This is a genomic window from Ensifer sp. 1H6 (assembly GCF_001976035.1).
Lineage (GTDB): Bacteria > Pseudomonadota > Alphaproteobacteria > Rhizobiales > Rhizobiaceae > Ensifer > Ensifer canadensis.
This window is the reverse complement of the sequence record NZ_MOAI01000043.1, coordinates 36,921-43,899: the sequence shown is the minus strand read 5'-3', so window position 1 is coordinate 43,899 and position 6,979 is coordinate 36,921. Positions and strand designations below refer to the sequence as shown.

Below are 6,979 nucleotides of genomic sequence, written 5' to 3'. Positions count from 1 at the left end.
GGCCGAGGATCGCCGGGAACAGACCTTCGGGGTCGGCGCCGGAAAGCGTGAAATCGTCGGTGTGGCAGATGCCGGTCGCCTTGACCTCGATCAGCACCTCGCCGGCCCGCGGGCCTTCGAGCTGAACAGTCATCACTTCCAGCGGCTTACCTGCCTGAACGGCGACGGCGGCGCGTACATCCATAGACATTTCTCTTTCCTTTTAAGGATTTCGCCCGCTTCAGGCGGTAGGCCTATCGGGGCAGGTAGCGCGTAAGATGGGCTTCCAGGAGCCGTACGAGCGTGATCAGCACCAGATTGATCAGGAGATAGAGCACACCGGCGATGGCGAATATTTCGAGGATTGCATAGGTCTGGCTCATCAGCCGCTTTGCATGGCCGGTGATTTCGAGGACGGTGATGGTGGAGGCAAGGCTCGTTCCCTTGACGACGAGCACAAGCTCGTTGCCGTAGGCCGGCAGCGCTTGCCTGATGGCGAGGGGAAACGTGATCCGGCGAAAGCGCAGGAGCCGCGACATGCCGCAGGCCTGAGCGGCTTCGACGAGCCCTCCGGGAATGGACATGAGGCCGCCGCGCAGGATTTCTGACGTATAGGCCGCCGTGTTGAGTGCCAGCGCCATAACAGCGCAATGGGCGCCATCGCCGACGATCCACCAGAGCATGGGGTTGTCGCGCACGAAGGAAAGCTGGCCGAGGCCGTAGTAGAAGAGAAAGAGCTGGACCAGCAGCGGCGTGCCGCGGAAAACGGTGCTGTAGCTTTTGGCAAAACTGCTCAGAGCCGTGTTTTTCGACAGGCGCATGACCGCAAGCGCCAGACCGAGATTGAAGCCGATGACGATCGAAGTGACCGTCAGGACAGCGGTGAGCCACAGCCCCTTGGCAAGGGTCGGAACTGCGAGGCGAACGAGTTCGAAATCCATGGCCTATTTCCTCGTACGGGGACGCAGAAGGCGTTCGATCCAATCGAAACCACCCTGGCTGATCAGCGTGATTGCGAGGTAGACGACAGCGGCGATGAGATAAAAGATGAAGGGATGGCGGGTCGAACCCGCCCCGACGAAGGCCGCGCGCATCAGTTCCTGCAAACCGACCACGGAGACAAGCGCGGTGTCTTTGATCGTGGTCTGCCAGACATTGTTCATACCCGGTACCGCGATCCGCAGCATCTGTGGGGCGATAATGCGGCGGAAGATGCGCCTGCCTGGAATCCCAAGCGCCCGCGCCGCTTCGATATGTCCGGCCGGTATGGCAGCCAGAGCCCCCCGCACGACCTCCGTCGAATAGGCCCCCGATATGGCTGCGATTGCAACGACTGCGATGGTGAAGGCGTAGCCGTTGCCAGCCAGACCTTCATAGCCAAACGCCGCGGCGACCTGGGCTACGAATTCCACGGAGGAAAAGAAGAGGAGATAGATGATCAGGAGTTCCGGGACGCCGCGCACGATCGACGTGTAGACGTCCACGACAAGCGTGAGCGGAAACAGCCGCGCCCATTTCATCAGGCCGCAGGCAACGCCGATGACGATGCCGAAGGCCATGCTCGTGACCCCAAGGGCGACGGTGATCGCCGCGCCGCGCAGGATTGCGGAGATCCAGCCGCCGTCCCATACCTGCCATAATCCAAGTTCCATCGAACCCGCCCAACCTTCGCATTGTCCTGTCGGATGAAGCCCCCCGAAGAAGGATCGACCTGACGGCCTTTCCTCACCCGGGAGACGTCGTGTTGGTGTTACTGGCAGGGACGGGAGATGTCCGTCTTGAACCAGGTCTGGCTCGTATTGCCGATCGAGCCGTCAGCGACCAACTCGCAGAGCGCCTCGTCGATGCGGGCCTTCAGCTCGGTATTCTCCTGCGAAATGCCGACGCCGATGCCTTCGCCAAGCGTCGGATCGAAAGTGCTGAGCACCTTCACATCGACGAACTGGAAGTCCTTGCCATCCGGGCGCGCCAGGAAATCCTGAAGGGCGGAGGCATCGGCGAAGGCGGCCTCGACGCGGCCGCTGGCGAGATCGATCTGCATCTGGTCGAGCGTGTCGTAGGTCTTCAGGACGGCGGAGGAGGCGCGCTTTTCCACGAAATGGGCATGGGTCGTGCCGGCCTGGACGCCGACCGTGCGGCCGTCGAGCGATTTCAGCAGCGCATCGATGTCCTTGATGCCGGCGAGATCGGAATCCTTCTTCACCACGAACATGTTTGCGAGTTCCGCATAGCCGACCGAGAAGTTGATCTGCTTCTTGCGTTCAGCCGTGATCGACATGCCGGAAATGATGATGTCGAAACGTTTGGCTTTGAGCGCCGGAATGAGACCGTCAAAGGCCTGCACGACGAAATGGCACTTCATCTTCAGCTTGGCGCAGAGCAGGGTCCCGACATCGGCGTCGAAACCCGTCACGTTACCGGCGGAGTCTGCCATGCTCCATGGCGGATACTCGCCTTCCGTCCCGATCGACAATTCGCCCTCGGCGGCCTGGGCCGCGGCGAGACCGGCGGCGAAGAACGTGGCGAGCAATAGACTTTTGAGCTTCATGTTTTGGTTCCCCATGTTGAGCTTTCTTGTTGGGTCTCGTCCGGAGAGATCCCCGGACGGGTGATGGCGCAGGAATGTCAGAGCGTACGGGCCAGGAACTGGCGCATGCGTTCGGAGCGCGGGTTGGTGAAGACCTCCGCCGGGGCACCCTCCTCCTCCACCTTTCCCTGATGGAGGAAGAGGATCTTGTGCGAGACCTCGCGCGCGAACTGCATTTCGTGCGTCACGAGGATCATCGTATTTCCTTCTTCGGCCAGTTGCCGGATCACGCGCAGCACCTCGCCGACAAGCTCGGGATCGAGCGCGGAGGTCGGCTCGTCGAGGAGGATGAGCTTGGGGCGCATGGCGAGCGTTCGGGCGATGGCGGCGCGCTGCTGCTGACCGCCCGACAGCTGGCCTGGATACTGGTCGTGCTTGTCGGAGAGGCCGACTTTCTTCAGGAGCGCATGGGCATGGTCGACAGCCGCCTGCCGCTCTTCCTTCAGGACATGCCGCGGCGCCTCGATGATGTTTTCGAGAACTGTCATGTGCGGCCAGAGATTGAAGTTCTGGAACACCATGCCGACGCGCGAGCGGATGCGCTCGACCTGCCGCATGTCGGCCGGCGCGGCGCTGCCGTCCGGCGTCTTCTTCATGCGGATTTCCTCGCCATCGATAACGATGCGTCCGTCGTTTGGCTGTTCGAGCAAATTGATGCAGCGCAGGAACGTGCTCTTTCCCGAACCGGAGGAGCCGATCATGGACACGACCTCGCCCGGTTGCGCGGAGATGTTGACGCCGTTGAGCACGGGGAGGGGACCGAAGCGCTTGTGGATGTCGTGCACTTCGATCGCCGCCCTTTCGTCAAGCCTTGGACCGCAAGCTTCCGGGTGGGCGACGACTGTGACGGCCGGCGCCGCAGGAACTGGCTTTTCGGCACCTGCGCCGCCGACCGACTTGAGGTCTGCGAAGGCACGGTCGAAATGGCGCAGCGAAGCGGCAAGACAAGTGCGTTGCCAGTCAGCGTCCTCCGGAATGAAGGCGGCGCGCAAGGTCTCCTTGATCCTGCTGCCGAGCGGGGTATCGATCTTGCCGAACAAATGAAGCCAGTTGTCCGCCTGAACCGCATCCGCGACCGTGGCACCGTCGAGGGTTCCGCATTCGACAACCAGTGGCAGGACGCGCGCCTTCGGCAGCGCGTCTCGCACCGCGGCCGAGACATAGCCGGTGGCCGTCGCGGCAATGCCGGTGTCTGTACTTGCATTCTCGCCGGTGACGACGACCGAGAGCGTCGGACCGAAGATGCGCCGCCCCCAATCCAAACCGTCGTGCTCGTTCTCAGCAACGGAGAGGAGAGCAGGATAGCCGTAAGGGCCTGCGCCCGTGTGCAGGTCGAAGACGACGACCTCAGTGGCCTGTTGCGCGAATGTCGACAGGATCTCGATGAGGGTGCGGTTGGACCAGACAGGACCGTCGCCGCCATAGAACAGGCCATTCGGAAAGTCGTACTGGCCGGCTTCAACGATCGGGGCGATGCCGGCATAGCCGCCGAGCCGTTGTTTCGCGGTCTCGTAGGCGTCCGCTGCGGCATCACGCTCTGGCCCCTCCCAGGCGCGACAGACGAGGGCATCGTGCAGGGCGGCATAGCGTTCGTTTTTCGGCGGGCTCTTCAGCCAGTCGATGAAGTTGCGGTTTAGGTCGACGTTGTCTTCGTTCACCCGGCGCGTCCAGGCCGTGCCCCAAGGGTTGATGAGGTGGATGGCTAGGACCGCGGTGTCGTCGGGGAGCTGCCAGGGCGAATTTTGTGAAAGCCAGGCAGTCTGGCAGGCCGAGCCGAAAGGACCCTCGACGCCATGGGTGCCGGAGATCAACACCAGGAGCTTCTTGGCATCATCGCGTCCAAGATAGGCAACGTCGGTCGCCAGACGCTCGCCGTTCGGTCCGTGCAGCGGATGCAGGTATTCGACGACACTAGCCCCAGCGGTGCGCGCGGCGGAGAGAAACCGGGCGCGCAGGGCCGAGAAATCGCCGGCGAAAAGACCGGATGGCGTTGAAGGGCACATGCGAGGGGGCTCCCGGTTTGCTTTGTGCTGACCTGCGTTTGCGCTCATTGTTCGTTCCCGTGGGGTCGTGGCCCGACCCCTTGTTGTGTGTTGGATTGGAGAGGACGTCGCAGGCGTCTCCTCATCCTTCACGCTTTGCGAGGGCGCGGAGCGCGTCGAGAAAGCGGTCGTTTTCCGAGGGCGTGCCGATCGTCACACGGATGAAGGTCTCGTAACCCTCTTCTTTCCACGGCTTGACGATGATGGCCTTCGACAGGAAGTGATTCAGCGCCGACCGGCTGTCCCGGCCGACGTCGATGAACAGGAAGTTCGTCTGCGATCGGGCCGCCGAAAGCCCCATCGCGGCAACGGCCTCGGACACACGTGCCCGCTCGCGTTTCAATGCGGCAACCGAAGAGCGCATCCATGCCTCGTCCGCCAGTGCGGCGACGGCTGCGACCTGCGCGGCAGCATTGACGTTGAACGGTGTCTTGGCCGCGGTCACGGCGCGCGCGAGCCGCGCATCGGACATCACGGCATAACCGACACGCAGGCCGGCAAGGCCGTAGGCCTTGGAAAAGGTTCGCAATACGACCCAGGACAGGTCCGTGGCCGAGAGCGCGGCGAGGCCGTCAGGCATGTCTTCGTCCGTGAACTCGAAATAGGCCTCGTCTAGAACGAGAAGCGTCTGCGGCGTGACCGCCGCGAGAATGCGCTCCAGGCTTTCGCGGTCGAGCGCCGGGCCGACCGGATTGGAGGGGGAGGAGAGGAAGAAAATCACCGGCGCCCGCTCGAGCATGGCGACGATCGCCGGTATGTCGAAGTTCAGATCTGTCCGCATGCCGACCTTCTCGACCTTGGCGCCATTGGCCAGCGCCTCGATCTCGTGCAGCCCAAAACCGGGACAGACTGTCGCCGCGAGGGCACCGGGACGCAGTACGGCGCGACAGACCGCGGCGATCATCTCCTCCGAGCCGTTACCGGCCACGATACGTTCGGCGGGAACGCCGAGCTTTTGGCTGAGCACCGCCCGCAGCACCGTGCAGGCCGGGTCGCTGTAGCGCGACGGATTGAGGTTGGCGAGCGCCGCCGCGACATCCGGCGAACAGCCATCCGGGTTTTCATTGCTGGCAAGGGCAGCGATGTCCTGCCGACCGCTGTGCTTTTGTGCGGCGGCGATGCTCATGCCGGCATTGTACGGCGGCAGGCCTGCTACATGCGGATTGAGCGGGATTTCGGTATGGAGCGGTTTCGTCACGGATCCTCCTTCGGGGATTGGACACCCTGGTTCAGGCCGCAGCCTCTTGTTCTGAGCGCGTCAGAGATCGAGCACGATCGAGGATTTCGGCCTAGTGCAGCACAACAGCACCCGGCCGTCCGGCATCGCGTCGAGCGGCTCCTCGAAATAGTCGACCTCGCCTGAGACGAGACCCTGTTCGCAAGTCCCGCAGACCCCCGCCCTGCAGGAGAATTCAGGCTCGATGCCCTGTGCCTCCAGGAAGGCAAGGATGGATTCGCTCGTCCCGTCCCAGGCAAGGCTGCGCCCCGACTTCTGGAGAACGATGCGTGGGCCGTCCCCCTCGGTGGCTGGCTCGGCGGCGCGCGCCATCGCGGGCCGCGCCGTCAACTGCCCGGCCTCCGACAACAGGCTCGCCGGCCCGAAGAATTCGTAGGCAATGCGTTCCTTCCGCACTCCGAGACCAGTCAGAATGCCGTAGATGGCCCGCATGAAGGGCGGTGGCCCGCACATGTAGATGTCGTAGTCGTCGAGCGGCAGAAGGCTCTGAAGCGTGGTGCGCGTCAGGAAACCCGTCGAGTGGCACCGGGCGACCGCGAGATCGCCGGTCTCGGCGAAACGGTAGCAGAAGTGTACGGCGATGCCGGACCGCTGGGCGGCGAGATGCTCGACTTCCTCTCGCAACGCATGAACGGCCGCGCTGTCGCAGGCGTGGATGAACCAGACGGGGCGGTCGCTTTCCCTTGCCAGCACATTCAGCATCGAGACCGTCGGCGTCAGCCCGACGCCGCCAGAAAGAAGCACCACGGGCCCCGAACTCGCGCTGTCGAGCTTGAAGGCACCGCGCGGCGGGTCAATCTCGACGACGGCGCCGGGCTCGATCTCGTCATGGAGCCAGCAGGAGCTCAGGCCATCCGGCACGTCCTGCGACGGTGCGGCTTCACGCTTCACGGTTATCCGGTACGTGCCTTCCTCGCGCGGGGACGAGGAGACCGTATAGTTGCGCAGGACATGGCCACCCTTGCGGTCGGGAACGCGCATCGTCAGGAACTGTCCCGCCTCGAACGGCCGCCAGTGCTGCCGTTCGAGAGGGGCAAGGCGGAAAGACGTGATCGTGGTGCTTTCGCGCACCTTCGAGACAACTTCGAAGGGGCGAAAGCGCGCGGCCGCGGCATCGAGCATCCGGATTGATCC

7 protein-coding genes and 1 pseudogene are annotated in these 6,979 nt (G+C 63.5%); all 8 read right to left on the bottom strand.

Features of this window, described 5'->3' with window-relative positions:
* The coding region (locus BKP54_RS31610; RefSeq protein ID WP_158071688.1) for an alcohol dehydrogenase catalytic domain-containing protein at positions 1-184 on the bottom strand (184 nt) is incomplete at its 3' end.
* Positions 185-233: 49 nt separating this feature from the next.
* The gene (locus BKP54_RS31605; protein WP_057204800.1) at positions 234-920 is read right to left on the bottom strand and encodes an ABC transporter permease; all 687 of its coding nucleotides are present in this window, start codon (positions 918-920) and stop codon (positions 234-236) included.
* Positions 921-923: 3 nt separating this feature from the next.
* Entirely contained in the window at positions 924-1,631 is a 708-nt protein-coding gene (locus tag BKP54_RS31600; RefSeq protein WP_057204798.1) for an ABC transporter permease subunit, read from the bottom strand.
* 98 nt (positions 1,632-1,729) lie between these two features.
* Positions 1,730-2,527, bottom strand: coding sequence for a transporter substrate-binding domain-containing protein (locus BKP54_RS31595; RefSeq protein ID WP_057219023.1), 798 nt, complete (start codon positions 2,525-2,527; stop codon positions 1,730-1,732).
* A 77-nt stretch (positions 2,528-2,604) separates the two neighbouring features.
* Complete coding sequence (locus tag BKP54_RS36925; RefSeq protein WP_245317970.1) at positions 2,605-3,357, bottom strand: ATP-binding cassette domain-containing protein; 753 nt, start codon at positions 3,355-3,357, stop codon at positions 2,605-2,607.
* Between the two features lie 162 nt (positions 3,358-3,519).
* Positions 3,520-4,569 (bottom strand): annotated as a pseudogene (locus BKP54_RS36920) (M14 family metallopeptidase); the annotation flags it as partial.
* 121 nt (positions 4,570-4,690) lie between these two features.
* Entirely contained in the window at positions 4,691-5,806 is a 1,116-nt protein-coding gene (gene hisC / locus BKP54_RS31585; protein WP_280951693.1) for a histidinol-phosphate transaminase, read from the bottom strand.
* Positions 5,807-5,866: 60 nt separating this feature from the next.
* Positions 5,867-6,967, bottom strand: a complete 1,101-nt coding sequence (locus BKP54_RS31580) for an FAD-binding oxidoreductase (protein WP_084815448.1) — start codon at positions 6,965-6,967, stop codon at positions 5,867-5,869.
* Between the last annotated feature and the right edge of the window lie 12 nt (positions 6,968-6,979).

Bases quoted from the DNA above. Each gene is read 5' to 3' on its own strand.
- BKP54_RS31605 (WP_057204800.1), bottom strand. From the start codon at position 920: ATGGATTTCGAACTCGTTCGCCTCGCAGTTCCGACCCTTGCCAAGGGG.
- BKP54_RS31600 (WP_057204798.1), bottom strand. From the start codon at position 1,631: ATGGAACTTGGATTATGGCAGGTATGGGACGGCGGCTGGATCTCCGCA.
- BKP54_RS31595 (WP_057219023.1), bottom strand. From the start codon at position 2,527: ATGAAGCTCAAAAGTCTATTGCTCGCCACGTTCTTCGCCGCCGGTCTC.
- BKP54_RS31580 (WP_084815448.1), bottom strand. From the start codon at position 6,967: ATGCTCGATGCCGCGGCCGCGCGCTTTCGCCCCTTCGAAGTTGTCTCG.